Below are 23,958 nucleotides of genomic sequence, written 5' to 3'. Positions count from 1 at the left end.
GATTCTGGGCAAAAACCGCTCACTCCCCATCGCACTCGCGTGTGAGCGGAACTGATGGCACGGTCGAGCGAGCCCAGTCCGTACGTGGAGTTCGACCGGAAGCAGTGGCGCACACTGCGCAAGTCGACGCCCCTCGTACTGACCGAGGAAGAGCTGTACGGCCTGCGCGGTCTCGGCGAGCAGATCGACCTCGAGGAAGTAGCTGAGGTCTACCTCCCGTTGTCGCGTCTGATCCACCTACAGGTGGCCGCGCGACAACGCCTCTTCGCCGCAACGGCGACCTTTCTCGGTGAGAAGCACCCCGATCAACAGGTGCCGTTCGTGATCGGTGTCGCAGGCAGCGTCGCGGTGGGCAAGTCCACCACCGCTCGTGTTCTCCAGGCTCTTCTCGCCCGTTGGGACCATCACCCGCGTGTCGATCTGGTGACCACAGACGGCTTCCTCTACCCGACCGCGGAACTCAATCGCCGCGGGATCATGCACCGAAAGGGCTTTCCCGAAAGCTACGACCGCCGCAAACTGCTGCGGTTCGTCACGGAGGTGAAGTCGGGGGCCGAGGAAGTAGCCGCGCCCGTCTATTCACACATCTCCTACGACATCATCCCCGGCCAGTACCACCGGGTCCGCCAACCGGACATCCTGATCATCGAAGGTCTGAACGTCCTGCAAACCGGTCCGCGCCTGATGGTGTCGGATTTGTTCGACTTCTCGATCTACGTGGACGCTCGCATCGAGGACATCGAGTCCTGGTACATCCAGCGCTTTCTCGCGCTACGCAAGACATCGTTCTCCGACCCGGACGCACACTTCCACCACTACGCAGGTCTGTCCGACCGGGATGCGACCGTTGCCGCGCAGGAGATATGGCACAGCATCAACCGACCGAATCTGGTGGAGAACATTCTGCCGACGCGCCCGCGAGCCACCTTGGTGCTGCGCAAGGACGCCGACCACTCGATCAACCGACTCCGCCTGCGCAAGCTGTAAGTGCGGTCAGGCGCCGAACCTACGGTGCCGGGCGGCGTAGTCGCGTAGTGCGCGGAGGAAGTCGACTCGGCGAAACTCGGGCCAGTACGCCTCCGTGAACCAGATCTCGGAGTAGGCGCTCTGCCACAGCAGGAACCCCGACAGCCGCTGTTCCCCCGACGTTCGGATGACGAGGTCGGGATCCGGTTGCCCGGAGGTGTAGAGGTGACCGCCGATACCGTCGACAGTGATCGATTTCACAAGGTCGTCGCCCGACAGTCCGGCGGACAGCTTCTCGCTCAGCAGCGACTGCACGGCGTCGGCGATCTCCTGGCGACCGCCGTACCCGATCGCGACGTTCACATGGGTGCCGGTGCGGCCCGCAGTTTGCTCGGCGGCGTCACGCAACCGACGGGACTGATCAGCAGGGAGCAGGTCGGGCGCACCGACGATCTGCACGCTCCAGTTCTTGTCCGGTCCCGAGATCTCCTCGACGACGTCCGTGATGATCTCGAGCAACGTGTCGAGTTCGTCCGGAGCGCGGCGCAGATTCTCGGTGGACAGCAGGTAGATGGTGGCGAGTTCGATGCCGGCTGCGTCGCACCAGCTCAGTAGCTCAGCGATCTTGAGTGCGCCCATCCGATGGCCGTGGCTGACATCGGTGAAACCGTTCTCCCGAGCCCAACGACGATTGCCGTCGCACATCACGGCTACGTGCCGAGGGTGCTGCATACCGTCGAGTCGCTTCAACAATCGGCGCTCGTAGATGCTGTACAGCAGTCCTCGCGCACTCACCCGGAGATCACCATGACACGCAAGCCTACGCCGCGTCGTGTGGTCCTCGGCGATGGCCGTCACACCAACCGCGGCTTCCTGATACTGGCGGGTACGCTCTCACCACAAGCGAACCTACGGCTGCGTAGGTTCATGCCACACAAGCGACAAGAGGTGTTCTGTGACTGCGCTCGACCTCGACGAACTGCCCGTCAAACCCCGCCTGCGGGGGTGGATCCACTTGTGGGCATTCGGCGTCTCCGTGGTCGCGGGACTCGTCCTCGTCGCACTCTCCGGCGTCCGGGTGTCCGGTCAGGCAGCTCTCGCCACTGCCGTCTACATCCTGACGGTGTGGGGCGTATTCGGTGTGAGCGCGACCTATCACCGCATCCACTGGAACACCCTCGCGGGCCGCATCTGGATGAAACGCGCGGACCATTCGATGATCTTCCTGTTCATCGCGGGGAGTTACACCCCTTTCGGAATGCTGGCACTTCCGCCGGACACGGGCCGGACACTGCTGATCGTCGTCTGGGCGGGTGCTCTGGCCGGGGTTGCGCTGAAGATGCTGTGGCCCACCGCACCGCGATGGGTAGGGGTTCCTCTCTACCTCATCCTCGGCTGGGCGATCGTCCCGGTAGTTCCTGAACTGACGCACGAGGTCGGGCTACTCCCGATGGTGCTGCTGCTCATCGGCGGCCTCCTGTACTCGGGCGGCGCCATTCTCTACGCCACCAAGTGGCCCAACCCCTGGCCACGCACGTTCGGTCACCACGAGTTCTTCCACGCGGCAACGGTGATCGCGGCCATGTCTCACTACGTGGCCGTCTGGTTGGTCGTCTTTCGATAGCGTGGCGATTGCACGCTCTGCCATCCACCGGGTCCGAAAGTGGGGCTAGCATGAATCGCGTCCGTAACAATGCTGTTCGCGAATCGAGCAAAGAGCCCCATTCCCGTCCACAGGACTCTCGTTCCCGTCCCCAAAAAGAGACACCATGTCCGCATTCCGAGCAGTCCGCATCGCCTTTGCCGCAGCTACTCTCATCGCCACCGCACTGACTGGGGGAATCGCCGGTGCGGCCCCGCTCACCGGTGACAGCGTTCCCGACTACTACTTCTACATCCCCCAGAGCGACGACGGGCCGCTCCTGTTGGCCATAGCAACAGACGCGTCACAGGTCTCGCGCGTCACCGACCTCGTCGCCGCCGATCAATCGAATCCCGGCGTGGACGGGTTCGTCACTCCGGAAATCGAGTACTACACCATAGGACCGGTCGGCCCTGACGGCCCACCGTGCACCTGGCATCTCTACACCGTGACCACCAGCGGCGAGTTCATCGAACACAGTTCGGGTGAAATTCAAGCGGGGATTGGTGGCTCGGTACCAATGGGTCCAGCCTTCGACGACCCCTACCACAATGACCTGTTCCAGGTCGACAACTGCGCCACTTGGGTCCGCTGGGAGTAGAGCTCTACGGACCTGAAGAGCTGCAGTGTGACTCGGGACATTTCACCCATCACGCTGATAGCCGAGCTAGCGGCTCAACGCGTCGGCGAGATCTCCTACCGTCGAGACCGGACGGTCGCACACGAACCCACGACACACATACGCCGCCGAGACCCCACCGACCAGCGGCCGATCGGCGAGCAGAGGTGACGAGCCGGTTGGGCCACCAACCACGACGGCACCACCCGGGGCGAGGCGTCGCGCCTCGTCGAGCAGGCCGGAATCGCCGTCGGTGGCCACCGCGACCTGGATCGGTCCGCGCACCGACGCCTCTGCGACGGCCAGCCAGTGTCCGGCCGATCGAGGTGCGCGTTGGAGCAGGAGCGACGCCCGCTCGATCGACGCGGCGGCCGCTGCCGCATACCGGCCCGATACCTCTGCATCCGCGACCGCAGCCCCCGTCAGCAATGCTTCGGCAAAACAGGAAGCCCCCGACGGCGTAGCCCCGTCGACGGGGTCACGGGGGCGAGTGACCAACACCTCGGCATCGTCCGCCGTGTCGAACCAGCTGCCCGGTCGCTCATCGTCGGCGAAGTGGATCAGGGCACGATCGAGCAGCATCTGCGCACTCGTCAACCACTTGGTGTCGCCGGTCGCCTGGAACAGCGCGAGAAGCCCGGTGGCGAGACAGGCATAGTCTTCGAGAACTCCCGCAGCCTCACCGACCGCCGATCCGAGCGACGCCCTCTGCAGACGCCCGTCTACGACGTGCAGGTCCAGCAACACCCGTGCGCACTCGGCGGCGGCCGCGACCCACTCCGACCTGCCGAGTCCGGCCCCGGCCTCCGCCAGTGCCGTGATGGCAAGCCCGTTCCAGGCCGTGACTACCTTGTCGTCACGTTCCGGCTGCGGCCGGGTCTCGCGGTGGGTGCGCAGCTCCCGCCTGACGCGGGACCAGCGACCCCAGTCATCCGGGTCTACGAGAAGTTGCAAGACCGACGTGTTCGCCTCGAACGTGCCCACAGAACCGACCGCGAACAGTTCCGACGCCCAGGCGCCGTCCTCCGGTCCGAGGACTTCGACGAGCTGTTCCGGCGTCCACACATAGGTGAGCCCCTCGACACCCTCGGTGTCGGCGTCGAGGGCGGAGGCGAACGCCCCGCTCGCGGTGCGCAGGTCGCGCAGCATGAACTCGGCGGTCTCCTCGGCGACGCGGAGGGCCAGCTCCGAACCCGTGCGCCGACCGAGATGCGCGTAGACACGCAGCAGTTGAGCGTTGTCGTAGAGCATCTTCTCGAAGTGCGGCACAACCCACTCGGCGTCGACCGAATAGCGGGCGAACCCGCCGCCGAGCTGATCGTAGATTCCCCCTCGGGCCATCGCCGCCGCCGTGCGCTCCACGACGCCGAGAATCTCCGTGGCGCCTGTTCGCTCGTAGGTGCGCAGCAGACCTTCCAGCAGAGCCGACGGCGGAAATTTGGGGGCTGTGCCGAACCCGCCTCGATCGGTGTCCTCTTCTCGCAGCACTGATTCGGTCGCTGCGTCCAACAAAGCGGGGTCAACTCGGACATCGCCCTGCGGGATACCGCCTGCACCGCGCTGCAACTCCGCGACCACCGAGTCCGCCGCTGCGTCGACGTCGCCTCGACGGTCCCGCCACGTATCGGCGATGGCCGCGAGAACTTGGGTGAACGACGGCATCCCACCGCGCGGCTGCGCCGGGTAGTACGTGCCGCAATAGAACGGTGCGCCGTCGGGTGTGAGAAAGCACGTCATCGGCCAACCGCCTTGGCCGGTCATCGCGACCGTGGCGTTCATGTAGACCGCGTCGAGGTCGGGGCGCTCCTCACGATCGACCTTGACGCACACGAAGTACTCGTTCATCAACGACGCGACTGCCTCGTCCTCGAAGGACTCGTGCGCCATTACGTGACACCAATGACATGCCGAGTACCCGATCGACAGCAGAATCGGAACGTCACGCTCACGTGCCCATTCGGTCGCCTCCGGCCCCCACCTCTGCCAGTGGACGGGGTTGTCGGCGTGCTGGCGCAGGTAAGGGCTCGTGGACCCGCCGAGAGTGTTGCGTGCACGGGGGTCCATGTCCAAAGTCCTGTTCGGCTACTGCTGCGAATTGGGCGGGGCGTCTGTGGTCTTGCGCGGCTCGGTCCTGCCCGCACCTCTACCGTGAATCGCCCCACGATCAGTGCCCGCATCGGCGTCTTGGTCGGGTTCGGGATGGTCGGGTTCGAACGTCGGGGGCAGCTTCTTCAGCTGCTTGTTCATCGAACGCACCAGTAGCACCACACCCGCGAGCAGCGCCAGAATGATCACGAGACCGACCGGTGACGACTTACCGAACTCGGGGCCTGCCGGGCTGCTGGGCGTCTGCGCCAACAGATCTGTGGTTCCGGTGACGAACAACACCGTCAAAGGGCTCATTTCGGACCGTCCTCGCGGATTCCTGCGAACAGGTCACTCTCCGGGATGGAGGTGGTGACCCTCGTCTTGGCGAGCTCGAACTCTTCGGTCGGCCAAATCTTCTGTTGGATATCGAGCGGAACCGCGAAGAACGAGCCGTTGGGATCGATCTGCGTGGCGTGTGCCCGAAGAGCATCGTCCCTTTGCGGGAAGTAGTCGCCACACGTGATCTGTGTGGTGACGCGAGCCATCATGTCGCCCTGCTCGGTCTTCCACTTCGTGATCCACTCCGCCAGGGGGAACTCTTCGCCGCGACGCTCGTACTCCTCTTGGAATTGCAGGAGACGCTTGCGAATGAATCCGTGCGAGTAGTAGAGCTTGAGCACCTCCCAGGGTTCGCCGGCGTCGGGGAACTGGTCGAGGTCTGCGGCAGCCTCGTAAGCGGCTACCGACACTTCGTGGCAGCGGATGTGATCCGGATGAGGGTAACCACCGTTCTCGTCGTACGTGGTCATCACGTGCGGACGGAACTCTCGGATCGCCCGGACCAAGGCCTCGGTCGACACCTCGAGCGGAACAAGCGCAAAGCAGCCCTCCGGCAGCGGCGGCTTGGGATCGCCCTCGGGTAGCCCGGAGTCGACGAAGCCCAGCCACTGCTGCTTGACGCCGAGGATCCGGGCCGCCTCCGCCATCTCGTCGATGCGCACCTCGTGGATGCGGTCACGCACCCCGGGCACGTCCATAGCGGGGTTGAGGATGTCGCCGCGTTCACCACCGGTCAACGTCACAACCAGCACGTCATTGCCTTCTGCGGCGTAACGCGCCATCGTTGCGGCGCCCTTGCTCGACTCGTCGTCAGGATGGGCATGGACGGCCATGAGACGCAATCCGCTCACGTATTCGTTCACCTCAGCTTTGCCTTTAGCCGTTGCCGGCTGGTCCGTGTCGCGCGCTCGCGTCCCTCATCATCGCTGACGTCGCGCGGTCGCACATCCTCTATAGTTCCATCCGATAGTTCCGCTTGCAGCCGTGCCCCCACCCCGATGCTCCAAAGCCGTGGGGAACCGAAGCGGGACAAAACGCGCAGCGGTACAAAGGTTGAGTGATGACGAGAACGCTTCCCCCGGGACGCTACGGGGCGGCCAAGAAGCCCACGCGTCCGAAGCGGTGGCAGATCTGGGCGCTCTCGGCGATTGTCGCGGCCGTCGGACTGACCGTGGCGGTGTTCGCGTTCAACAGGTTCAATGCTTCCGAGATCGACAGTCAGGCAACTTCCTTCGACCTGGTGAGCGATTCACAGATCGACATCACCTTCACCGTCACCCGGGAGGAGCCGTACCGCGACGCGGTGTGCATCATCCGTTCACGCTCCCGCGACGGTTCGGAGACCGGGAGGCGCGAGGTGTACATCGCGGGTGGCAACGACAAGACCGTGAAAATCACCGCGCCGGTCTACACGTCGCGACCGCCCGCAATGGGCGACATTTACGGTTGCAGCCTGGACGTCCCCGCCTACCTCACCAAGGGCTGACACCGGAACAGTTCCGACCGAACGTTCTGCTTATCCGGGGTTCGCACTCCCTGATCGTGCTAAAATTGCCTGGTACACGGTTCCCGTTCGGAGCCGTGTATTGCTGCATTTGACGGCAAGGTGGGTACACGCACGGCCACGACCGTGAAATCTGTCGAACCGTTGATCGCTGCTGTTGCAGTGATCTATCGAGGGAGCCCGGTGGCTCCAACTACAAGGGAGTGATCGAGATGACCGAGACCCAGGTGACCTGGTTGACCCAGGAGTCCCACGACAGGCTCAAGAGCGAACTCGACCAACTCATCGCGAATCGGCCCGTCATTGCCGCTGAGATCAACGAACGTCGCGAGGAAGGCGACCTGAAGGAGAACGGCGGCTACCACGCGGCGCGCGAAGAACAGGGCCAGCAGGAGGCGCGCATCCGCCAGCTTCAGGAGCTCTTGAACAGCGCGAAGGTCGGCGAGGCGCCCACACAGTCCGGTATTGCTCTACCTGGTTCCGTGGTGAAGGTGTACTACGACGGCGACGAGAAGGACACCGAGACGTTCCTGATCGCCACCCGCGAAGAGGGCGTTCGCGACAGCAAACTCGAGGTCTACTCGCCCAATTCTCCGTTGGGTGGAGCGCTACTCGAAGCGAAGGTCGGAGAGACCCGCGAGTACACGCTGCCCAACGGCAGCAGCATGAAGGTCTCGCTCGTCAGCGCGGAGCCCTACCACAGCTGACTCAGGAAACTCCCTTACGAGAACTCCGGTTCGGGCATTTCTACCCGAACCGGAGTTCTTTGTATCAACCAACTTTGCGCCAGCCAACGAGGCGTTCTCTAGAAGAGTCTGCGAACCTTCATGTCGGAGTACACAGAGCTGATGCGCACCACGTCCCCCCTGTCCGGAGCGTGCAACATCTGGCCGTTGCCGACGTAGATCGCCACATGTCCCGGGCCGGCCTCCTGCCAGTTGCCGAAGAGTAGATCCCCGGGTCGGGCCTGCGACAGCGGTACCTCGACGCCGATGCCCCATTGCGTTTCCGACGTACGAGGGAGTGTTAAGCCGGTTGCGGCGTAGACCGCGAACGATGTCAGGCCCGAGCAGTCGAAACCTCCATCGGACGGTCCGTTGATGTTGCCACCGCCCCATACGTATGGCAGCCCAACGAACTGCATGGCGGCCTCCACGACCCGGCTGGTGTCACCGACTGCTCCTCCGTAGAAGAACGGCGACAGCATCCGCGCGAATGCGTCCTCGAGTGAGCGGATTCGCGCGACGTACGGCCCTGTCTCGTGCTCACCATCAAACATCCCGTCGGGCATACCCCTGGATGTCCGGACCGCAGCCGCACCCGCCTTGTAGGCGGCGATGGTCAGATCGAGGGTGTCGCCCTCGACCACACCTTCCCTCTTCCAGCCGTCGACCTGGTCGTAAAGATCACACAACATCTGGCCCGACGTCATCATCGGGTCGGCGACACCGTTGATGTCGGCCTTCCCGTCGTCGTCCGCGTCTTTGCCGTACTTGGCCCAGGTATCAGGCATGAACTGTCCGGGACCACGCGCACCTGCCGGGGACACCGGGGAGGTGGGACCGTAGCGGAAATCGTTCTCCACCGAGTAGAGGGCCGCCAGCGTCTGTGGACCGATGCCCTCACACAGCGACCCAGCCTTGCGGATCCATGGGGCGAAGACGGCGACCGCACCGATCGGTGCCAATGAGACTCCGGGAAATCCTGCCGGGACGGGCGGGATCAGTCCCCCGAGCCCGCTCACGCCCCCCGCCAGACCAGGCAGAACCGCGAGTCCGCCGATTGCCGGTTCCGCACCCGTCGTTCTCGGGACGGGGGGAGGATCGAGTGCTATATCGGGCGGTTCCGGCGTCTCTACCGGGGGCGCGGCTTCGATGGATGGCGGGTCCGGAATATACGGGTCGGTGATCTGCTTGACGATCTCCGATGCCTGGGACACCATCTGCTCGGCCTGTTCTCGGGCCGGTTCCGGGAGGGCCGCCAGTGCGTCGTCGACCTGCGTTTGAATGTCTGGTGATGCCTGCTCGACCCCCTGAATTGCTTCGGCTACTTGGTCCTTCAGTAGTTGTGGTAGATCAGCTCCCTGAACGAGAGCCCCTGCCGCGGTGGTGATCGCGACGACGATCGCCGCTGCATCAACCGACATATGTGTACCCCTCCTCCTCGGTGCGCCGAACCGAGTGAGTTCACGTTACGACGGGGCGCAGTTGGTGCGGGGCGATTCTGCCGGATTGCTCCGATCCCCACGGTGACCTGCGCGATGACCCGCTAAGGGGTGCACACCATGCGCGCGGACCGCTCGATTCGGATGCACCACAGAGACTTAGCGGAGACTTAGCTGTGACCACTCTCCAAGGCGACTCCCAGGCTGCTCTCAGATTGATCGGGGAAACTGGTACGCATGAACAAGGAACCGCACCGATCCCACCTACTTCCCGTTCGACGTGCTTTCGCAGCAGCCGGACTGGTCGCCTGTGCGGGTATCGCGGTGGCCGCCGTCGTCGATACCGCCGAATCAGCGCCGGTAGCGTCCCTCGTCTCCGCAGGATCCGGCACGCCGGACGCGTTATCGAGCGGGTTCTAGATTCTCGAAGACCCCAAGACGCCGCATGACAAGCACCCGCAGCGCGACCGAGTGGTCCACCTGGGGTGTGCATGCCCGAGTCGTCGTCACCGACCCGGCCTCTCTCGATTCGGCATCCAACCTCATCCACGGCTACCTCGCCGCAGCCGACGCAGCGGTCAATCCGGACCGAGCAGATGCCGAGATCCGTTCACTACATGAGGGTCGGAACCCGGTCACCCCCATGTTTGCCCGGTTCATCGCCGACGCCCTCACCGCGGCCGAGGCCACGGACGGCGCGCTCGACCCCACCGCGTCGGCACCCGGCCCACACTCGTGGCGGGCGATCGCCGTCGACGGCACCGCGGTAACACTGCCGCCCGGAGTGGAGCTCGATCTGACTGCCACTGCGCGGGCAAGTTCAGCCGATCACTGCGCGTCGGCGACCGCCGAACTACTCGGGTGTGGTGTCCTGGTGGCCCTCGGCGGAGATATCGCCACCGCCGGAACTGCGCCACATGGAGGGTGGCAAGTGCAGGTGCAGGATCTTCCCGGCGACCCCACCTGTCAGGTGTCGATCCCGTCCGGAGTCGCGGTGGCCACAGCAAGCACCGTCAAACCGCTTCACCCCGACTCAGTTTCGTTGTGGCGCACTGTGTCCGTGGTGGCGCGGTCATGCACCCTGGCGAGCGCCTACAGCACTGCCGCGGTCGCGATGGGCGGGGAAGCGGTCGGCTGGCTCGCCGACCTCGAATTGCCGGCGAGACTGGTCGATCAGGAGTTGCAGGTGATCACCGTCGGGGGGTGGCCGAGCTGAACACAACCACCTGGGCGAGATCGTGCTCGACCTGCCATGATCAGTGCTTGCCGTGATGCCCCAGCAGGCCCAGGTTCAAGGAATCGTTGACTCCGGGGTTGTACCAGGGGTCACCCCATCCCAGGCCGAACTTCTCCCACGGGCTCGTACTGCGGTGCGTAGTCTGCTCCGCTGGACTGGAGGGAGGTGGCGGTGACGACACCGGTTCCGCACTGGCCAGACCTGCACCGACTCCCAGGGAACCAAGGCCGATCCCACCGCCCAAGGCAACTATCGTGACTATCTTTCTCAAGCTCATTGCAACAGAGTGCCATCTGGACCTGAAAACTTACTGAGAACAGCTAACTACTTTTGTCGCGCGAAAACCCTGCAACAGATGGTCGACGATGGAGGGGATGTCGCGCGATCAAGTTATTCGCTTGTGCCGACCCCGTAGATTCCCGTACTCATACAGGTGATCTGTACATCTGCTCAATGATCGCGAAGGGGGAACCGTTGGAGATCGGCCAGTACGACAGATCCATGCGTGACTCGATTCTCGACTTGTCGATTCGGGCCTGGCGGCCCGTCTTCGCCGAACTCTCGCGGTCCGTTCCACCCTTCGTCTTTGCTGCCTTCTATCCGCAAGGCTGGGAAGTGCGGCAGATCGAAGACTTGACGAGAGTCCTCGACCGCGACGCCGACACGGTGCACGTCGCAATGGAGAACGGCGTGCCCCTCGGTTGGGTCAGTGTGCGCCTGCATCCCGAGGACTGCATGGGTGAGATATATGTCCTCGCGGTCGACCCGGAGCAACAACGTCGTGGTATCGGAACCGCGCTGATGGAGCACGCTTTCGATCTCGTAAGAAGGGCTGGGATGGCGATGATCATGGTCGAGACGGGAGACGATCCCGGTCACGCGCCTTCACGAGCCACGTACGAGTCGGCTGGATTCGAGCGTTGGCCGGTCGCCCGATACTTCAAAGATCTGACTCCGAACTGAAACCCAACTGCACCAACGTAATTGGCGTGTCGCGGACCTGACAACGTCCGAGACTGCCGCGAGTGAAAGGGTCCTAATCGCTCGAGCCCTGCTGCGGCGTCGAGGCTGGGCTCGTTCCCCTATTCGATATCGTCGCCGCTACCAATTGTTGCAGTCACTGGATGATGGTCAGAGAATCCGGCGTGATCGCCGACTGACGCGTCCAGTACATTCATGGAGTCTGGCGTAAGGATGTAGTCAATGCTCACATCTCTGTCGGAAGTCGGCGGTTTTGCTACACGAGGGTAGACCGCCTCCCATGTATCGTCCAGATCCAATGGACTTACCTCTCCGAATAACGGAGAACCGTCCAACAAGTATCGAGCATTAGGACTTCTCCTGTGCGAATTCAAATCGCCAACGGCGATAGCTTTTGCCGGTGCGCTAGTTCTTCTTTGATGACTATCCATCAGTTCGACCAAAGCAACAGAATGAAGTTCTCTTTCACCCACATCGGTACACATATGGTTGTTGTAGAAGTAGATGTCTTCCCTGTTCCTGTTGTCGTACAGTCGAACCCAGTTGACCGTTCTCATGAAACCGCAAAATGCGCCATCAACATACCCACTATCGGTGACATCGAACCGATCAGTCCTGAATATGATCGGATTGTCGTGCATTCCAGCATCAAAGGAGACCATCGTGTAGTCGTCCTGAAGATCGTACTCAATATCAGACCTGATGGACTCGAAAGCCTCTTGTAGACCCGCGATATCGGGATCGGTTTCTTTGATTTTATCGACGATCCCCGCCCGCCTGTCGTCCCATGTCGCTCTGGTCGCCAATACGTTAAAAGTCAAAATCTCGAGGGGGGTATGACTCGTCTTTACCATTCCCTCCGGATGCCGCTTTATCGTATGGACATCGGCATGCGCCGTCGACAGGGGCACAAGAACGGTTAATGACGACACTACAGCGATGATTCGTATACGCATGTTGCCCCCATTTTCAGAACTCTGTTCTTCGAAGTAGGACGAGCGGTCGAGAAGTACTCCGGACGTCTCCATACAGACTTCTGGTGAGCCCACGGATAGCATCGGCAGTTGCGCACGGTGTGCAGTGCGAACACGCACCGCGCGTTTCCGCACCGAGTCTATCTATCTCCAATACTGATTTTCTGTATCCAGGCCAGTCCGGTGTGTCAACGGACGCCTAGTGGGAGCGTCGGGGCCCGCCGGCGGTGTATCTGAGCGGGTCACGGCATCGCGATACACCTCGTGACTGTGTTAGTTCTGCAGTCGAACCGAGTATCCGGAGGCATCGAAAGCGTCGAGGAGATCCTGTCGGTGCGCCGGACCGCGGGTCTCGACGGTCAGAAACACCTCCACCTCGTCGAGTGCGAGTGTGCCTCGCGTACGTGAGTGGACAACATCCACCACACTCGCGCCGTTGTCGCTGACCACCCCGAGGAGCCCGACCAGCCCTCCCGGCCGATCCGGAATGGTCACGTGCACACCGAGATAGCGTCCCGCCGCCCTGAGCCCGTGATTGACCACATGGGTGAGAAGGAGAGGATCGATGTTGCCGCCGGAGAGCACGGCGCACACCTTGCCGGTCAGTCCGAGATCCTCGGCTGAACAACTGGTCAGCGCGGCCACCGCCGCCGCACCTGCCGGTTCGACGATGAGCTTCGCACGCTCGAGGCACAGCAGCAGCGCGCTGGACAGGGCGTCCTCGCTCACGGTGACGATTGCATCGACTTGTGTTTCGACGTGGGCGAACGGCACGTCGCCCGGTCTGCCCACCGCGATGCCGTCGGCCATGGTCGACATGCTCTCCAGCGGAACCGGTCGGCCCGCGGCCAGCGAACGCGGCCACGCGGCGGCCTGCTCCGCTTGGACACCGACGATGCGGACGTCGGGTCGGGTGGCTTTCACCGCTGCCGCGATACCCGCGACCAGCCCACCTCCTCCGGTCGGAACCACGATGGTGCCCACATCCGGTTGCTGATCGAGGATCTCGAGTCCGACGGTGCCCTGGCCCGCGACGATGTCGGCATGGTCGAAGGGATGGATCAGGACGGCGCCCGTCTTCTCCGCGAACGCGCGCGCGGCAACGAGTGCATCGTCGATCGTATTCCCGGCGAGTTCGACCCTCGCGCCGTATGCCCTGGTGGCGGCCAACTTGGGCAGTGGCGCGCCGTTGGGCATGAACACTGTGGACTCGATGCCCAGCTCCGTGGCCGCCCACGCCACACCCTGAGCGTGGTTTCCCGCACTTGCCGCGACGACCCCGCCGGATCGCTCGGCCGTCGACAGGTTCGCTATCCGGTTGTACGCGCCTCGCGGCTTGAAAGATCCTGTGCGCTGGAGATTTTCACACTTCAGCGTCACCTCGGTGCCACATTGCTCCGAAAGCGCCCCTGACGCGATCACCGGTGTTCGGCGGATGACGGGGCCCAGCAGCTGCCGAGCCGCCTTGATCTGATCCAGTGTGACGGGTTCCACGCTGGCCAGCATAGGGAACCCGCCGCCTGGTTGGGATTCCGCCTACTTCAGCGCCTGCTCGATGTCGTCGACGAGGTCGGACGCGTCCTCGATCCCGACGGACAAGCGCACCAAGTCGTCCGGAACCTCGAGTAGGGAACCCGCAGTCGAGGCGTGGGTCATGGCACCCGGATGCTCGATCAGCGACTCCACACCGCCGAGCGATTCTGCCAGCGTGAAAATCTCGGTGCGCGAGCAGAAGTCGAGGGCCGCCTGCTTGCCGCCGACGAGGCGAACAGAGATCATGCCGCCGAATCGGCGCATCTGCTTGTCCGCCACCTTGTGGCCGGGGTGCGATTCGAGTCCGGGGTAGATCACTTGGGACACCGCAGGATGTCCACTGAGAAGCTCCACGACCTTCTCGGCGTTGTCACTGTGCCGCTCCATTCGCAACGAGAGTGTCTTGATCCCGCGGAGCGTGAGAAACGCGTCGAAGGGTCCGGGGACGGCGCCCGCACCGTTCTGCAGGAACGCGAAGGCCGTATCCAGTTCTTCGTCATCCGTGACGAGCGCGCCGCCGACGACGTCGGAGTGTCCGCCGATGTACTTGGTGGTCGAGTGCAGCGCGACGTCCGCACCGAGCTGCAGGGGCTGCTGCAGATAGGGGGAGGCGAACGTGTTGTCGACGACGAGCTTCGCGTCGGCAGCGTGCGCGACATCGGCGAGCGCCTCGATGTCACCGATGTTGAGGAGCGGGTTGGTGGGTGTCTCGATCCACACGAGCTTGGTGTTGGGGCGCATGGCCCCGCGGACGGCATCCACGTCGGAGACTGCGGCGGGCGTGTACTCGATCCCCCACTGCGTGAAGACCTTGTCGATCAGCCGGAACGTTCCGCCGTACGCATCGTTCGGGATGACGAGGTGATCGCCCGGTCGGAGCACGGCACGCAGCAAGCAGTCGGTGGCAGCCATACCCGAGCCGAAGGCGCGACCGTACGAGCCGGACTCGAGAGCTGCCAGGTTCGCTTCGAGGGGGCGGCGTGTGGGGTTACCGGTGCGGGCATATTCGTACCCGTTCCTCATGCCTCCAACACCATCTTGCGCGAACGTCGAACTCGCGTAGATCGGGACGTTGACGGCACCGGTCTGCGGGTCGGGCTCGAATCCCGCGTGCACCGCTTTGGTGGAGAACCCCTGCCAGGTGATGTTGTCCGCTTTGCTGCGCTGCTCACTCATGGCCTCCACCCTAGTGGTGAACATCGTGCCCAGATATTCGGCGATCGCGAGCAGCAGATCGCGGGCAGCAGGGGATTCCGGCAAACGACGGACGGGACTGATGCCGCGGCCAGGCGTCACCTCGCTCACACACCGTCCGTCCGGGGGTCTGAAGCGGTACGAGCAACTGTATTCTCACGGCGTGGATTCACGGGGCGAGGTGCTTGCGCGGGTGCGTGGCGCCGCCGTGGGGTCATTTTCCGGGGCGGTCAGTATCGCCGCCCACGGCATCGCCGGAGGCGGGATGCCGCCGAGCGAATCCGCTGTAGTCCTTCTGCTCGCCGTGTGCGCCGCCATGGGTGCGGCCGTGTCCTCCGTCGCGGTGCGCGACCGGGATTGGCTGTTCCTGGTCGCCTCGCTCGCCGCGGGTCAGCTGATGGGACACGCCACACTCGGGTTGACGGGCGACCACGCGCATGGCTTCGGACTGTCGTTCCCGATGATGGCCGCCCACGCAACTGCGATCGCCATCTCTGCGGCTCTAGTCCGCGGTGCCGAGCGCGCCTGTCTACGGGCTCTAGCGGCGATGAGCCGGATCCTTCTCACAGTGCCTACCCCGCTACGGGTCGATACAGGCACGTGGTCCGCGACCCCGGTCTACCGGGCGAAGCTGTCGCTGTGGCTGCTGGTCAGCGCAGCCGCCGGCACCCGCGGCCCGCCGGCATTCGTGTAGTTCGAAACCTCGACGCCACCCCTTCCCGGGTTTCACGGCGTGATCGCGTGCCATCTGCATCGAAGGCAGGTCAGCACCGATGAACTCACGTGCCTCGCGCACACTTAGACAACTTTGGAGAACACATGTCCATGTTCACTATTCGACGCCTCGCCGCTGCCGGCGGCGTGTGCATCGGCCTCCTGCTGGCCGGATGCTCATCGGGCGCTGACGATTCGTCCTCCGGCACAGCCGCTGATGCGGTGACCGTATCCGAACAGTGGGTCAAGGCCGCTGAATCCGGGACGAGCTCCGCGTTCGCGCAACTGACCAACGCCGCGGACCGGGACGTGCGGATCGTATCCGTGTCCAGTCCCTCCTCCGCTCGAGCCGAACTGCACGAAGTCACGACCGGTGCCGACGGTGCCACGACGATGCGGCACAAACACGACGGCATCGTCATCGCGGCGAACAGCACTCACGCCCTCGTCCCGGGCGGCGACCACCTGATGCTGTTCGACCTGAAAGCTCCGCTGACCCCGGGCACGACCACCACCTTCACCCTTACCTTCGAGGACGGATCGGCCACCAGCTTCGACGCACAGGTCCGGGATTTCTCCGGAAACCAGGAGAGCTACGACCCCAGCGGCGGCCACGGGGCCGCCCCCGCTTCGATGCCAGGTCACGGTGCCTGAGCGCACCACCCCGCCCTCCGGCGTGCTGAGCCGGCGGAACCTGTTTGCAGGTGCCGCCGTGCTCGGGGCCGCGGGAGCCGGCTGGGGGGCACACGAAGCCGTCGATCGCCTCAGCGCACAGCCTGCTGAGCACGGTGGGCTGACGGAGCCGTTCCACGGACCCCACCAGGGTGGGATCGCGACCGCAGCGCAGGCGAACGCCCAGTTCGTTGGAATGGATCTGCGTGACGGCGCGGATCGATCCGCCGTGTCCGGGCTGCTGAAGGTATGGACCCAGGATGCAGCCCGCCTGACCCGCGGTGAACCTGCGTTGGCGGACACCGAACCGGAGCTCGCCGCCATCCCGGCCCGACTGACCGTTACGGTCGGCCTCGGCCCCGGGGTGTTCGCCGCCACGAACACGATCGACCAACAGCCGGCGTGGCTGCGGCCGCTACCGGCCTTCTCGATCGATCGCCTCGACGAGGGCGCATGGGGCCAAACCGATCTGCTCCTCCAGGTCTGCGCCGACGACCCGGTCGCGGTCGCGCACGCGGTCCGGGTACTGGTCAAGAACGTCCGCTCTCTTGTCACGGTGCGCTGGTCGCAACGGGGCTTCCAGCACGCCCGTCGCAGCCGCCCGGACGGCACGACGATGCGCAACCTCATGGGGCAGGTGGACGGCACCACCAACCCGGGCACCGACGAGTTCGACCGTCTCGTCTGGGACGACGGCAGCAGGTACCCGTGGCTTGCCGGCGGCACTTCCCTGGTGCTGCGCCGAATCCGCATGGAACTCGATACCTGGGAGGAAATCGACCGCCACGGAAGGGAATTGACCGTGGGCCGCACCCTCGACACCGGGGCCCCACTGACCGGCGCCGAGGAACACGACGAGCCCGATTTCGCCGCCACCGACCGGTACGGCATCCCGGTGATCCCGCCGAACTCGCATATCGCTCGCGCTCGCCACACTCACGAAGGGGAAAGGTTCCACCGCCGCGCATACAACTACGACGACCCACCGGAGCCCGGACAGGTATCGAACTCCGGGTTGATCTTCGCGTCCTATCAGCGAGACATCGACACCCAATTCCTGCCGGTCCAAGAACGGCTCGCCGAGGTCGACGCCCTCAACGAGTGGACCACGCCGATCGGCTCCGCCGTCTACGCCATCCCGCCCGGTACCGGGCCGGGCCAATATCTCGGACAGACGTTGCTCGGCGGCCGCGCCTGACCGATCACCCGGAACGGCCTGTCGTCGTCTTCACTCCCGACACGGGCCGTGTCAGGAAATCCCCGCAAGGGTCGTGTCAGGAACCCGCGCTGAGGAAGCCGAGCAGGTCGTGCCGGGTGATGACACCGACGGGCTTACCGTCGTCGACGACCATCAGCGCGTCGGTGTCTCCGAGCGCCTTGGTGGCTGACGAAACCGGCTCCCCCGCACCAATGAGCGGGAACGGCTTACTCATGTGCTTCTCCACCGAATCGGCGAGTTGCGCACGCCCTTCGAATACCGCGCTGAGCAGGTCACGCTCGGTGACACTGCCCGCGACCTCGCCAGCCATGACCGGTGGCTCGGCCCCGACGACCGGCATCTGTGACACTCCGTACTCGCGGAGGATCTCGATCGCGTCGCGCAAGGTCTCTGACGGATGCGTGTGGACGAGATCAGGCAGCTCCCCCGACTTGCCGCGCAGCACGTCGCCGACGGTCTTCTCGTCGGCCCTGCCGTCGAGTGGGGTGCGGAGAAAGCCGTAGGACGCCATCCACTCGTCGTTGAAGATCTTCGACAGGTAGCCACGTCCGCCGTCGGGAAGAAGGACCACGATCACCGCGTCGGGACCCTCACGCCGGGCCACCTCGAGTGCGGCAACTACGGCCATACCGCAGGAACCCCCGACCAGTAGGCCTTCCTCACGCGCGAGCCGGCGGGTCATCTCGAACGAGTCGGCGTCGGAGACGGCGATGATCTCGTCGGGGACGGACGGGTCGTAGGCGCTGGGCCAGAAGTCCTCGCCGACACCTTCCACGAGGTATGGGCGGCCGGTTCCGCCGGAGTAGACCGATCCCTCGGGATCGGCTCCGATGACCTTCACCTTGCCGCCAGACACCTCTTTGAGGTAGCGCCCGGTACCGGTGATGGTTCCGCCCGTGCCCACACCGGCCACGAAGTGGGTGATCTTCCCGTCGGTATCGGCCCAGATCTCGGGGCCGGTGGTCTCGTAATGGCTCTCGGGACCGCCGGGGTTGGAATATTGGTTCGGCTTCCAGCCGCCCGGTAGCTCACGGGCGAGCCTGTCCGAAACGCTGTAGTAGCTGTCGGGGTGATCGGGAGCAACGGCGGTCGGGCACACCACGACCTCTGCGCCATAGGCCCTGAGAACGTTCCGCTTGTCTTCGCTGACCTTGTCGGGGCAGACGAACACGCACTTGTACCCGCGCTTCTGCGCGACCAGCGCCAGGCCGATTCCCGTGTTGCCTGACGTGGGCTCGACGATGGTCCCACCCGGCTTCAGCTCACCCGACGCCTCCGCGGCGTCGATCATCTTGACCGCGATGCGGTCCTTCGAGCTGCCACCCGGGTTGAGGTACTCGATCTTGGCCGCAACGGTCCCGTAGTTCTCACCGGTGACGGAAGTGAGCTTGACGAGAGGGGTGTTACCGATCAGATCGACGACGTGTTCCGCGATGCGCATGGCTCCATGTTTCCAGACGCGATGATCGCATGCTCACAGACGTCCGGCGCGGGCGCTGCGATCCGACTAAATTGGTACAGACATAGGTCCGCTGCAACCCGTGAGGTGAGCACAATAGCGGAGGGGTGAGACCATTGCCGAAGAGCATCTGGCAGACCGGCGCCCAGGCCGGTGCCACGGCAGTCGTCGCAGGTGTGGGTGCAGGCACATTCACGTGGGCGGCCCACTCGTACCTGATGTCGCAGGCCACCACGGCCAGAAACGTCATAGGGCGCAACGTTGCGAAACCCCCGGAAGCCGACGGCGTCTACGTTCCGGGCGGAGGGCTGCCTCAGCGGTGGCGGCGGAACCAGCCATACGACGTTCACCTGATGATTTTCGGAGACTCTTCGGCGGCGGGCGTCGGTTGCCTGTCGGCGCAGGAGGTGCCGGGCGTGCAGATCGCTCGACGGCTGGCCGACGAGACAGGAAGGCGGGTCCGTCTCAGCACCAAGGCGATCGGAGGAGCCACCTCCCGCGGCCTGAGCGGGCAGGTAGATGCGATGTTTGTGGCCGGGCCACCTCCAGACGCTGCGGTGATCCTCATCGGCGTCAACGACGTGACGTCGAAGAACTCGATCAGGGCATCGGCGCGCAGGCTCGGTGCGGCGGTCGAGCGGCTTCGCGACCGCGGCTGCGCCGTCGTCGTGGGCACGTGCCCCGACCTGGGAGTGGTCACCGCAATTCCGCAACCCCTGCGCACCGTCGCGTCGACCTGGTCGTTGCGACTGGCCCGCGCGCAGGCGTCCGCGACCCATGCCGCAGGCGGACATCCGGTAGCGCTGGCCGATCTGCTCGGTCCCGAGTTCCGCGCCGAACCCGACCGCATGTTCTCCCCTGACCGCTTTCATCCCTCGGCGGCGGGGTACGAGCTCGTGGCGATCCAGATTGTGCCGGTTCTCGAGGAGGCCCTCGATCTCCGCGACTTCGAACCTCGTTCCGATCCAACCGAGATGCCGGAGGCCGACGAAGCCTCATGAGCTGTCGCTGGGTGACTGTCGCGGAATAAATACAGCCGCTCAACGCTTTTCATGCATATCGGATCGAGCTGGGTCGTTAAGTGAGACGGCGATGTCACCGACGCCACCCGGCAACGTATGTTGTCGGGGAGGCCATGAGAACTGGAGGTCGCAGCACAGTGCAGACCCCAGACGACAAAGGAGTTTTCCATGCCCGAGGCAGTAATCGTCTCAGCAGTACGTTCACCGATCGGCCGCGCCATGAAGGGGTCGCTCAAGACCATCCGGCCCGACGATCTGACCGCACAGATGGTGTCCGCCGCGCTGGCCAAGGTCCCCGAACTGGACCCGACCGAGATCGACGACCTCCTCCTGGGCTGCGGCCAGCCCGCTGGACAGTCGGGCTTCAACATCGCTCGTGTCGTCGCGGTCCAGTTGGGCTACGACTTCCTGCCCGGGGTCACCGTCAACCGCTACTGTTCCTCCTCGCTGCAGACCACCCGTATGGCACTGCACGCCATCAAGGCCGGCGAGGGCGACGTCTTCATCTCGGGTGGCGTCGAGTCGGTATCGAGTTTCGTCACCGGTAACGCCGACGGCCTGCCGAACACCCAGAATCCCCTCTTCGCGGATGCGGTGGCTCGGACCGAGAAACTCGCCGAGGGTGGTGTCCCCTGGAAGGACCCGCGGGAAGACGGCCAACTCCCCGACGTATACATCGCCATGGGCCAGACCGCCGAGAACGTGGCGTCGGCCACCGGTATCACCCGGGAGGATCAGGATCGCTGGGGCGTTCGCTCACAGAATCGCGCGGAGGATGCCATCAAGAACGGCTTCTTCGAGCGCGAGATCACACCGGTCACCCTCCCCGACGGCACCGTCGTTTCCACCGACGACGGCCCGCGCCCGGGCACCACGTATGAGGCCGTCAGCCAGCTGAAGCCGGTGTTCCGGCCCGACGGCACCGTCACCGCCGGTAACGCCTGCCCCCTCAACGACGGTGCAGCCGCCCTGGTCATCATGTCCGACACGAAGGCGAAGGAACTCGGTCTCACGCCCCTCGCTCGCATCGTGTCCACCGGCGTGTCCGGCCTTTCCCCGGAGATCATGGGTCTCGGCCCGATCGAGGCGGTCAAGAAGGCTCTCGCCATTGCCGGCAAGAGCATCTCGGACATCGACCTTTTCGAGATCAACGAGGCATTCGCGGTCCAGGTTCTCGGTTCTGCACGAGAGCTGAAGATCGACGAGGAGAAGCTGAACGTCTCGGGCGGCGCAATCGCCCTCGGGCACCCGTTCGGCATGACCGGTGCCCGCATCACCAACACCCTGATCAACAACCTGCAAGAGCACGACAAGACATTCGGCGTCGAGACCATGTGTGTCGGCGGTGGACAGGGTATGGCGATGGTCCTCGAGCGCCTGAGCTAGGCCTTCGACCCTCAAATGAGAAGACCCCCGAGAGCTGCTCTCGGGGGTCTTCTCATTGACGTTGCTAGTCGCTGTTGAAGTAGCTCAGCAGGCGGAGGATTTCGATGTACAGCCACACCAGAGTGATGGTGAGGCCGAAGGACACTCCCCAGGCTGCCTTCTCCGGCGCCTGAGCGCGGATCAACTGATCGGCGGCGTCGAAGTCCAGAAGGAAGCTGAACGCGGCGATACCGATGCAGACGAGGCTGAAGATGATGGCGATCGGTCCGCCGTCGCGGAGGCCGAACCCACCGTCGGTGAAGAAGCTGGCGACCAGGTTGCCCAAAGCCAGGACGACGACACCGATGAGGGCACCGATGATCATTCGGGTAAGCCGCGGAGTAACGCGGATTGCCCCGGTCTTGTAGACGACGAGCATTCCGAAGAAGACGCCGAAGGTGCCGAGCACGGCCTGTCCGATGAGGGCATTTCCGCCGGCACCACCGAACTCGACATTGGTGAACATGAACGACAGCGCGCCGAGGAACACGCCCTCAGCTGCCGCATAGGCGAGAACGATCGCCGGGTTGTCCATCTTGCGCCCGAACGTCGCCACGAGAACCAGCACCAGCCCGATCAGACCGCCACCGATGACGAAGGGGGCCGCGAGGCTGATGTCGTTGCTCACCAGGAAGAACGAGATGATCGCCGCGACCGAGAGCACACCGAGTGTGATTCCCGTCTTGGTGACGACGTCGTCGATGGTCATCGACCGATAGTCGGGACCTGTGCGATAGGGCTCGGCCTGGGTGTACTGTGGCTGGCCGAACTGCTGAGTGACCTGCGCGGAACCGGCCGTCGCAGATCCGAACGAGGCGTATCCGCCACTGCCCTGTTGTTTGGGCAGATTACGGAACACCGGGTTACTGGTGGTGCGCACCGTGTACATCCCTTCTCATGGCTCGCCGGGTGGATCCGATCTCTAATAGGTCTTAACGTCCGGCACCCCGCCGCGAGTTCCCAACCGTCGCTACGGGTGAGACAAACCGGACTCTACCGGGGCCTGGGTCCCCCACGCCAAGCGACACCGCGGCAATCCGGGCGGTCAGACCACAGATTTGGTCACGGTGAACTTCGGGATCCTGCCGACGACGTCGGTAGGACCGACGAGTCGGCGCAACATTCCTCTATACCCGAGATGCGAGTTGTAGACGGTCCACATCTCACCTCCGGGGCGGAGAACCCGCCCCGCCTCGGCGAACATCTTCGATGCGGCTCCGGTGTGGACGGCCGCACCGACGTGGAACGGCGGATTACACAGGATGAGGTCCTGACTGTCGGTCTCGAGTGAGGACATGGCGTCGTCACGCAGGGTGCTCACCCGATCGCCGAACCCATTGGCACGCGCGGTGGCGTCCGCCGACGCAACCGCTGCTGCCGATTGATCGGTAGCGATCACCGAAATCTCGGGAAGGCATCGAGCAAGGGTCACGGCGAGGATGCCGGTGCCGCAGCCGAGGTCGACGGCCGTGCGCGCCCTCGGATTCACGCGCGGCAAGAATTCGAGGAGGTATCGGGTACCGATGTCCAGCTTCGACCCGGCGAATGCGGCACCATACGAGATCACATCGAGCCCGATTTCGGCGATGTGCTCGGTGACCGGGTAGGTCGGAGCCGTGACTTCCAGGGGGCCAGTTGCGATCAGCACCCTGGACTTCTGCCTGCCGAGGGTTGCCCGAACCTCGGCAAAGGAGCGCCCGAGCGCGTCGTTCATGGTGCGCGAAATGTGCTTGTCTCGTCCGCCCGCGTACACCACGACGGACGGATCTGCATAGCGGGCGATGGCCTCGGCGATTTCGGTGAGCTCGCTCAGGCTTCGTGGCAACTGCATCAGCACCACGGTCGCGCCGGTCAGTAGCTCCTCACCGAGCGTGCAGGACCGGTAGCGGTCGGCCAATCCGACCGTCTGGGCGTTGCCGGCAAGCGCCAACTCCCCGGTCAGCGGATCCTGGTGCACCCGAATGCCGGTGGAACCGTGTGTCGCCGCAGCCCCGATGGTGAGGGCGCCGTAGCGGTCGCCGATAACCACAATCGTGCCGGGCCGCGCCTGCGACAGCTCTCGGGCCGATTCGTCCAGGATCAGTCGGTCGGTGGCGTCGACCGCCACCAGGTTGGGAGCCTCGATATCGGGGCTGCGGCGCAGTCGGGAGAACAGGGCATCGCGGTCGAGCATGCCGGCATCGGTCACCGTCCAACTCTCCTCGGG

General features: G+C 64.3%; 25 protein-coding genes. 13 read left to right on the top strand and 12 right to left on the bottom strand.

Going from position 1 to position 23,958, the window contains the following annotated elements:
• The first annotated feature begins 54 nt into the window (after positions 1-54).
• The gene (coaA, locus tag BFN03_RS02185; RefSeq protein WP_070377627.1) at positions 55-987 is read left to right on the top strand and encodes a type I pantothenate kinase; all 933 of its coding nucleotides are present in this window, start codon (positions 55-57) and stop codon (positions 985-987) included.
• 6 nt (positions 988-993) lie between these two features.
• Here coaA and BFN03_RS02180 read toward each other — a convergent pair whose 3' ends face one another.
• The gene (locus tag BFN03_RS02180; protein WP_070377626.1) at positions 994-1,761 is read right to left on the bottom strand and encodes an isoprenyl transferase; all 768 of its coding nucleotides are present in this window, start codon (positions 1,759-1,761) and stop codon (positions 994-996) included.
• 160 nt (positions 1,762-1,921) lie between these two features.
• On the opposite strand from BFN03_RS02180, the gene trhA reads away from it, so the two are divergent.
• Positions 1,922-2,590 carry a PAQR family membrane homeostasis protein TrhA gene (trhA, locus tag BFN03_RS02175; RefSeq protein WP_070377625.1) on the top strand — a complete coding sequence of 223 codons (669 nt, stop codon included), beginning with the start codon at positions 1,922-1,924 and terminating at the stop codon, positions 2,588-2,590.
• Between the two features lie 145 nt (positions 2,591-2,735).
• Positions 2,736-3,209 carry a hypothetical protein gene (locus BFN03_RS02170; protein WP_070377624.1) on the top strand — a complete coding sequence of 158 codons (474 nt, stop codon included), beginning with the start codon at positions 2,736-2,738 and terminating at the stop codon, positions 3,207-3,209.
• Between the two features lie 66 nt (positions 3,210-3,275).
• On the opposite strand, the gene BFN03_RS02165 is transcribed toward BFN03_RS02170, so the two are convergent.
• From BFN03_RS02165 to mca, 3 genes are read right to left on the bottom strand one after another with little or no spacing between them, the layout of a single operon-like run.
• Positions 3,276-5,291: a thioredoxin domain-containing protein gene (locus BFN03_RS02165; RefSeq protein WP_070377623.1), complete on the bottom strand. Its 2,016-nt coding sequence runs from the start codon at positions 5,289-5,291 to the stop codon at positions 3,276-3,278.
• An 18-nt stretch (positions 5,292-5,309) separates the two neighbouring features.
• Entirely contained in the window at positions 5,310-5,630 is a 321-nt protein-coding gene (locus tag BFN03_RS02160) for a hypothetical protein (protein ID WP_070377622.1), read from the bottom strand.
• Positions 5,627-6,505, bottom strand: a complete 879-nt coding sequence (mca, locus tag BFN03_RS02155) for a mycothiol conjugate amidase Mca (protein ID WP_070380541.1) — start codon at positions 6,503-6,505, stop codon at positions 5,627-5,629. The genes BFN03_RS02160 and mca overlap by 4 nt, the downstream gene beginning before the upstream one ends.
• A gap of 209 nt (positions 6,506-6,714) precedes the next feature.
• Between mca and BFN03_RS02150 the strand changes: the two genes are divergently transcribed.
• Together BFN03_RS02150 and greA are read left to right on the top strand one after the other, a co-directional pair.
• Positions 6,715-7,140 carry a DUF4307 domain-containing protein gene (locus tag BFN03_RS02150; RefSeq protein ID WP_070380540.1) on the top strand — a complete coding sequence of 142 codons (426 nt, stop codon included), beginning with the start codon at positions 6,715-6,717 and terminating at the stop codon, positions 7,138-7,140.
• Positions 7,141-7,370: 230 nt separating this feature from the next.
• Complete coding sequence (gene greA / locus BFN03_RS02145) at positions 7,371-7,865, top strand: transcription elongation factor GreA (protein ID WP_070380539.1); 495 nt, start codon at positions 7,371-7,373, stop codon at positions 7,863-7,865.
• 98 nt (positions 7,866-7,963) lie between these two features.
• On the opposite strand, the gene BFN03_RS02140 is transcribed toward greA, so the two are convergent.
• Positions 7,964-9,304 (bottom strand): bifunctional lysozyme/C40 family peptidase, encoded by a 1,341-nt coding sequence (locus BFN03_RS02140; protein WP_070377621.1) that lies wholly within the window; start codon positions 9,302-9,304, stop codon positions 7,964-7,966.
• Between the two features lie 255 nt (positions 9,305-9,559).
• On the opposite strand from BFN03_RS02140, the gene BFN03_RS02135 reads away from it, so the two are divergent.
• Both BFN03_RS02135 and BFN03_RS02130 read left to right on the top strand, forming a co-directional pair.
• Complete coding sequence (locus tag BFN03_RS02135; RefSeq protein WP_070377620.1) at positions 9,560-9,742, top strand: hypothetical protein; 183 nt, start codon at positions 9,560-9,562, stop codon at positions 9,740-9,742.
• A gap of 25 nt (positions 9,743-9,767) precedes the next feature.
• A complete protein-coding gene (locus BFN03_RS02130; RefSeq protein WP_070377619.1) occupies positions 9,768-10,538 on the top strand; it encodes an FAD:protein FMN transferase in 771 nt (256 codons plus the stop codon).
• A gap of 40 nt (positions 10,539-10,578) precedes the next feature.
• Here the strand turns inward: BFN03_RS02130 and BFN03_RS20370 are convergent, their stop codons facing one another.
• A complete protein-coding gene (locus BFN03_RS20370; protein WP_157109549.1) occupies positions 10,579-10,836 on the bottom strand; it encodes a hypothetical protein in 258 nt (85 codons plus the stop codon).
• Between the two features lie 176 nt (positions 10,837-11,012).
• Here BFN03_RS20370 and BFN03_RS02125 point away from each other — a divergent pair, with 176 nt between their 5' ends.
• Positions 11,013-11,522: a GNAT family N-acetyltransferase gene (locus BFN03_RS02125; RefSeq protein WP_198163360.1), complete on the top strand. Its 510-nt coding sequence runs from the start codon at positions 11,013-11,015 to the stop codon at positions 11,520-11,522.
• A 119-nt stretch (positions 11,523-11,641) separates the two neighbouring features.
• Here the strand turns inward: BFN03_RS02125 and BFN03_RS02120 are convergent, their stop codons facing one another.
• From BFN03_RS02120 to BFN03_RS02110, 3 genes are all read right to left on the bottom strand, one after another.
• The gene (locus tag BFN03_RS02120) at positions 11,642-12,568 is read right to left on the bottom strand and encodes an endonuclease/exonuclease/phosphatase family protein (protein WP_198163358.1); all 927 of its coding nucleotides are present in this window, start codon (positions 12,566-12,568) and stop codon (positions 11,642-11,644) included.
• Positions 12,569-12,787: 219 nt separating this feature from the next.
• Positions 12,788-14,020 carry a threonine ammonia-lyase gene (gene ilvA / locus BFN03_RS02115; RefSeq protein WP_070377617.1) on the bottom strand — a complete coding sequence of 411 codons (1,233 nt, stop codon included), beginning with the start codon at positions 14,018-14,020 and terminating at the stop codon, positions 12,788-12,790.
• A 30-nt stretch (positions 14,021-14,050) separates the two neighbouring features.
• Positions 14,051-15,223: a cystathionine gamma-synthase gene (locus BFN03_RS02110; RefSeq protein ID WP_070380537.1), complete on the bottom strand. Its 1,173-nt coding sequence runs from the start codon at positions 15,221-15,223 to the stop codon at positions 14,051-14,053.
• Between the two features lie 181 nt (positions 15,224-15,404).
• On the opposite strand from BFN03_RS02110, the gene BFN03_RS02105 reads away from it, so the two are divergent.
• From BFN03_RS02105 to BFN03_RS02095, 3 genes are all read left to right on the top strand, one after another.
• Positions 15,405-15,935, top strand: a complete 531-nt coding sequence (locus BFN03_RS02105; protein ID WP_198163356.1) for a hypothetical protein — start codon at positions 15,405-15,407, stop codon at positions 15,933-15,935.
• Positions 15,936-16,060: 125 nt separating this feature from the next.
• On the top strand, positions 16,061-16,609 hold the full coding sequence (locus BFN03_RS02100; protein ID WP_070377616.1) for a copper chaperone PCu(A)C: 549 nt from the start codon (positions 16,061-16,063) through the stop codon (positions 16,607-16,609).
• The gene (locus BFN03_RS02095; protein WP_070377615.1) at positions 16,602-17,825 is read left to right on the top strand and encodes a Dyp-type peroxidase; all 1,224 of its coding nucleotides are present in this window, start codon (positions 16,602-16,604) and stop codon (positions 17,823-17,825) included. The genes BFN03_RS02100 and BFN03_RS02095 overlap by 8 nt, the downstream gene beginning before the upstream one ends.
• Before the next feature lie 76 nt (positions 17,826-17,901).
• Here the strand turns inward: BFN03_RS02095 and BFN03_RS02090 are convergent, their stop codons facing one another.
• Entirely contained in the window at positions 17,902-19,287 is a 1,386-nt protein-coding gene (locus tag BFN03_RS02090) for a cystathionine beta-synthase (protein WP_070377614.1), read from the bottom strand.
• A 134-nt stretch (positions 19,288-19,421) separates the two neighbouring features.
• Between BFN03_RS02090 and BFN03_RS02085 the strand changes: the two genes are divergently transcribed.
• Both BFN03_RS02085 and BFN03_RS02080 read left to right on the top strand, forming a co-directional pair.
• Entirely contained in the window at positions 19,422-20,306 is an 885-nt protein-coding gene (locus tag BFN03_RS02085; RefSeq protein ID WP_084385726.1) for an SGNH/GDSL hydrolase family protein, read from the top strand.
• 189 nt (positions 20,307-20,495) lie between these two features.
• Positions 20,496-21,713, top strand: coding sequence for an acetyl-CoA C-acetyltransferase (locus BFN03_RS02080; protein ID WP_070377613.1), 1,218 nt, complete (start codon positions 20,496-20,498; stop codon positions 21,711-21,713).
• Between the two features lie 64 nt (positions 21,714-21,777).
• Here the strand turns inward: BFN03_RS02080 and BFN03_RS02075 are convergent, their stop codons facing one another.
• Both BFN03_RS02075 and BFN03_RS02070 read right to left on the bottom strand, forming a co-directional pair.
• Positions 21,778-22,632: a Bax inhibitor-1/YccA family protein gene (locus tag BFN03_RS02075; protein ID WP_198163354.1), complete on the bottom strand. Its 855-nt coding sequence runs from the start codon at positions 22,630-22,632 to the stop codon at positions 21,778-21,780.
• Between the two features lie 165 nt (positions 22,633-22,797).
• Positions 22,798-23,925, bottom strand: coding sequence for a class I SAM-dependent methyltransferase (locus BFN03_RS02070; RefSeq protein ID WP_442971897.1), 1,128 nt, complete (start codon positions 23,923-23,925; stop codon positions 22,798-22,800).
• Positions 23,926-23,958 lie beyond the last annotated feature (33 nt).

This window comes from Rhodococcus sp. WMMA185 (genome assembly GCF_001767395.1).
Classification (GTDB): Bacteria; Actinomycetota; Actinomycetes; order Mycobacteriales; family Mycobacteriaceae; genus Rhodococcus_F.
Note: the sequence above shows the minus strand (reverse complement) of the source record. Positions and strands in the feature narration are given on the sequence as shown.

What these genes read in the sequence shown, in the direction of transcription:
- coaA (WP_070377627.1), top strand. Translation starts at nt 55, where the DNA reads ATGGCACGGTCGAGCGAGCCCAGTCCGTACGTGGAGTTCGACCGGAAG.
- greA (WP_070380539.1), top strand. Translation starts at nt 7,371, where the DNA reads ATGACCGAGACCCAGGTGACCTGGTTGACCCAGGAGTCCCACGACAGG.
- BFN03_RS02135 (WP_070377620.1), top strand. Translation starts at nt 9,560, where the DNA reads ATGAACAAGGAACCGCACCGATCCCACCTACTTCCCGTTCGACGTGCT.
- BFN03_RS02150 (WP_070380540.1), top strand. Translation starts at nt 6,715, where the DNA reads ATGACGAGAACGCTTCCCCCGGGACGCTACGGGGCGGCCAAGAAGCCC.
- BFN03_RS02080 (WP_070377613.1), top strand. Translation starts at nt 20,496, where the DNA reads ATGCCCGAGGCAGTAATCGTCTCAGCAGTACGTTCACCGATCGGCCGC.
- ilvA (WP_070377617.1), bottom strand. Translation starts at nt 14,020, where the DNA reads ATGCTGGCCAGCGTGGAACCCGTCACACTGGATCAGATCAAGGCGGCT.
- BFN03_RS02130 (WP_070377619.1), top strand. Translation starts at nt 9,768, where the DNA reads ATGACAAGCACCCGCAGCGCGACCGAGTGGTCCACCTGGGGTGTGCAT.
- BFN03_RS02160 (WP_070377622.1), bottom strand. Translation starts at nt 5,630, where the DNA reads ATGAGCCCTTTGACGGTGTTGTTCGTCACCGGAACCACAGATCTGTTG.
- BFN03_RS02120 (WP_198163358.1), bottom strand. Translation starts at nt 12,568, where the DNA reads ATGGAGACGTCCGGAGTACTTCTCGACCGCTCGTCCTACTTCGAAGAA.
- BFN03_RS02170 (WP_070377624.1), top strand. Translation starts at nt 2,736, where the DNA reads ATGTCCGCATTCCGAGCAGTCCGCATCGCCTTTGCCGCAGCTACTCTC.
- BFN03_RS02090 (WP_070377614.1), bottom strand. Translation starts at nt 19,287, where the DNA reads ATGCGCATCGCGGAACACGTCGTCGATCTGATCGGTAACACCCCTCTC.
- BFN03_RS02125 (WP_198163360.1), top strand. Translation starts at nt 11,013, where the DNA reads ATGATCGCGAAGGGGGAACCGTTGGAGATCGGCCAGTACGACAGATCC.
- BFN03_RS02110 (WP_070380537.1), bottom strand. Translation starts at nt 15,223, where the DNA reads ATGAGTGAGCAGCGCAGCAAAGCGGACAACATCACCTGGCAGGGGTTC.
- BFN03_RS02070 (WP_442971897.1), bottom strand. Translation starts at nt 23,925, where the DNA reads ATGCTCGACCGCGATGCCCTGTTCTCCCGACTGCGCCGCAGCCCCGAT.
- BFN03_RS02165 (WP_070377623.1), bottom strand. Translation starts at nt 5,291, where the DNA reads ATGGACCCCCGTGCACGCAACACTCTCGGCGGGTCCACGAGCCCTTAC.
- BFN03_RS02140 (WP_070377621.1), bottom strand. Translation starts at nt 9,304, where the DNA reads ATGTCGGTTGATGCAGCGGCGATCGTCGTCGCGATCACCACCGCGGCA.
- BFN03_RS20370 (WP_157109549.1), bottom strand. Translation starts at nt 10,836, where the DNA reads ATGAGCTTGAGAAAGATAGTCACGATAGTTGCCTTGGGCGGTGGGATC.
- BFN03_RS02100 (WP_070377616.1), top strand. Translation starts at nt 16,061, where the DNA reads ATGTCCATGTTCACTATTCGACGCCTCGCCGCTGCCGGCGGCGTGTGC.